The organism is Streptomyces calidiresistens (assembly GCF_014141525.1).
Classification (GTDB): domain Bacteria; phylum Actinomycetota; class Actinomycetes; order Streptomycetales; family Streptomycetaceae; genus Streptomyces; species Streptomyces calidiresistens.
In genome coordinates, this window is the sequence record NZ_VKHS01000670.1 from 1 (window position 1) to 3,048 (window position 3,048).

The following is a 3,048-nucleotide window of genomic DNA, read 5'->3' on the forward strand; positions in this document are numbered from 1 at the left end:
CGCTGCCCCCCGCCCCGCCGCCCGCGCCCGCGCGACGCTCCCGTCTGCCGGCCGGCCTGGAACTGCTGCGCCCCCGCCAGTGGGTGAAGAACGTCTTCGTCCTCCTCGCCCCCCTGGCCGTGGCCCCGGCCGCGCTCGGGGAACGCCCGGGGGAGGCCCTCGCCGCGCTGGTCGCCTTCATCGCCGCCTCGGCCTCCGTGTACGTGCTCAACGACTGGCTGGACCGCCACCGGGACCGCGCCCACCCGCGCAAACGCCACCGCCCACTGGCCGACGGGCGGATCGGCCCGGCCGGCGCGCTGGCCCTGGGCGCCGCCTGCCTGGCGGTGCTCGCGTCCACCGCCGCGCTCCTGCCCGCCGGTGCCCGGTACGCGGTGGTCGGCTACCTGGCGCTGAACCTGCTGTACTGCCTGGCGCTCAAGCACCTGGCGCTGGTGGACATCAGCGTCGTGGCCACCGGCTTCGTGCTGCGCGCGGTGGCGGGCTGCCTCGCCGTCGCCGCTCCCCTCGACGCGGCCCTGCTCATCTGCGTCTACTGCGTCTGTCTGCTGCTCTCCCTGGGCAAACGGCGCCACGAACTGGCGGCGGCCGAGCGGGCGGGCCGGGGTGTCGCGCACCGCCCCGCGCTGGCCGGGTACTCCCTGCCGCTGCTCGACCAGCTGATGGTGGTGCTGGTGACCGCCTCGCTCATCGGCTACGAGCTGCACCTGCTGTCCCTGGACCACCCCAACGCCGCCGCCCTGGCCGTGGTCACCGCACCGTTCACCGTCTTCGCCCTGTGCCGCTACCTGCAACTGGTCACCGTGGAGCGCGGCGGCGGCGAACCGGGACGGGACGTGCTGCGGGACCGCCCCCTGGTGGTCAACGCCGCGCTGTGGCTGCTGTGCCTGACCGTCGGACGACTCGTGTGAGAGGTGCCCCCGTCATCATGAACCCCACCGTCGACAACCCCGCGGTCGAAGGCGTCGCGGCCGAGGACACCGCGGCCGAGGACACCGCCCCCGAACGCGCCGGCGCGCCCGGGCGCCCGCTGGTGTCCGTCATCATCCCCAACCACAACTACGCCCGCACCCTGCCGCTGTGCCTGCGGGCCGTGACCGAACAGAGCTACCCGCACATCGAGATCATCGTCGTGGACGACGGCAGCACCGACGACTCCCCGCGCATCGCCGAGGAGTTCCCCTGCACCCTGGTGCGCACCGCCAACGCCGGGGTCTCCGCCGCCCGCAACACCGGCGTGCGGCACAGCACCGGTTCCGTCCTGTTCTTCCTCGACTCCGACATCGCGCTGCGCCCCGACGCCGTCGAACGCGCCGTCGACCTGCTGGAATCCGACCCGGACATCGGGTTCGTCTGCGGCAACTACGACGACGTGCCGCTGATCGACGACGGCTGGGTGGAACGCTACAAGGTGCTGCACGGACACCACTGGCGCCGGCGCACCGCCGGTGACGTGCGGGCCGCCTACTTCTCCCTCGGCGCCATGCCCCGGGCGGTGTACGACCGGGCGGGCCCGCTGGACGAGACGCTGCGGGACACCGAGGACGTCGAGTACGGCGCCCGACTCGCCCCGCTGGCCCGGGTCGTCCTGGACCCGGCCATCGTGGGGCGCCACGACGACGACGACCGTCTCGGCGTCCTGCTGCGCAAGCAGTACCGGCGCTCGGTGCCGCTGGTCGCCCTGTTCGCGGACCGTGGTCGGGCCCGTCCCGGGCTTTCCGACACCGCCCACCAACCGCTCGCCGTGGCCGGCACCGCCCTGATCGGCGCCGGGCTCCTCGGGGCGGCCGTCCGCCCCCGGGCGGGGGCGGCGGTAGCCGGCGCGGGCCTCGGCCTCTTCGCCGTCGCGGAACGCGGGATGCTCCGCCTCCTGCGCGAGCGGGCCGGCGGCCGGGCCCTGCCCGCGATGGCGGCACTGCACCTGATGACCCACGCCACCACCGGCGCCGCCGCCCTGGTGGGGGCCGGACGCTGGGCGCTCTCCCCCGCCTTCCGCCGGCGCTACCGGAACCCGGACACCGGCACCGGCACCGGGGAGGGCGGGTGAGCGACCCGCGCACGACCGTCCCGCGCGCGGTTCCGGGGACCGGGGGGTCCCCGGAACCGCGCCCCGGGACGCGGCTGCGACCCGTCGGCGTCCGACTCCTCACCACCCTGCGCACCACCCTGCGCCGCCCCCTCGTCCGACACACCCTGACGGTGCTGCTGGTGGTGGCGTGCGCGGGCTTCCTGGTGCGCTCCGTGGCCGGGGACCGGGCGGCGGCGGAGGCGGCGGTCGGCCGACTGGGGCCGGTGCTGCCCCTGGCCGTCCTCCCCGCCCTGCTCGGCCTGTGGCTGACCGCGCTCTCCTGGCGCGAACCGCTGCAGGCGCTCTCCCGGCCGATGACGCGGGCGACGGCCGTCCGGCTCTTCGCGGCGGGAAGCCTGGGGAAGTACGTGCCGGGCGTGATGTGGTCCATCGTGCTCCAGGTCCGTCTGGCGGCCTCCTCGGGCATCACCGTGCTGCACTTCACGGCCGCCTTCGGCCTGTACGGGGCGGTGGCCCTGGCCACCGGGGGCGCGCTCGGCGCACCGACGCTGCTGGGGCTGCTCCACGGCGGCGGCGCCGCGCTGGCCTCCGCCGTGGCTGCCGTCCTCCTCCTGCTCGTCATGCCGTGGCTGTTGGGCACCGCCATCCGGATCGTGCGCCGGGTGCCCGCGCTGGGCCGCCGGCTCGCCGAGGTCCCCACCGACGTGCTGCGGCGCTCGGTGTGGCTGTGCGGGATCTCCTGGGTGGTCACCGGCCTTCACCTGTGGGTGCTGGTCGTCGCGCTGGGCGCCGATCCGATGGCCGCGCTGATCCCCTGCGTGGGCGGATTCGCGCTGGCCACCGCCCTGGCGAGCCTGGTGGTGATCCTGCCGGACGGCATCGGGGTGCGGGAGGCGTTGCTCGCCCTGGCGCTGGTGCCGCTGCTCCCGGCCCCGGAGGCCGCCGCCGCGGCGGCGGCCAGCCGGCTGGTTCTCGCCGCGACCGATGTCCTCGCCTTCGGCTACGGCACTATCGTCGGC

3 protein-coding genes are annotated in these 3,048 nt (G+C 75.8%); all 3 read left to right on the plus strand.

Annotation, left to right across the window (positions count from 1 at the left end; translation table 11 throughout):
* The coding region (locus FOE67_RS21255; protein ID WP_182666443.1) for a UbiA prenyltransferase family protein at positions 1 to 911 on the plus strand (911 nt) is incomplete at its 5' end.
* Between the two features lie 17 nt (positions 912 to 928).
* Positions 929 to 2,047 carry a glycosyltransferase family 2 protein gene (locus FOE67_RS21260; protein WP_182666444.1) on the plus strand — a complete coding sequence of 373 codons (1,119 nt, stop codon included), beginning with the start codon at positions 929 to 931 and terminating at the stop codon, positions 2,045 to 2,047.
* Positions 2,044 to 3,048, plus strand: a 1,005-nt coding sequence (locus FOE67_RS21265) for a lysylphosphatidylglycerol synthase domain-containing protein (protein ID WP_182666445.1), incomplete at its 3' end; no start/stop codon positions are given. The genes FOE67_RS21260 and FOE67_RS21265, both read left to right, overlap by 4 nt.

What these genes read in the sequence shown, in the direction of transcription:
- FOE67_RS21260 (WP_182666444.1), top strand. Translation starts at nt 929, where the DNA reads ATGAACCCCACCGTCGACAACCCCGCGGTCGAAGGCGTCGCGGCCGAG.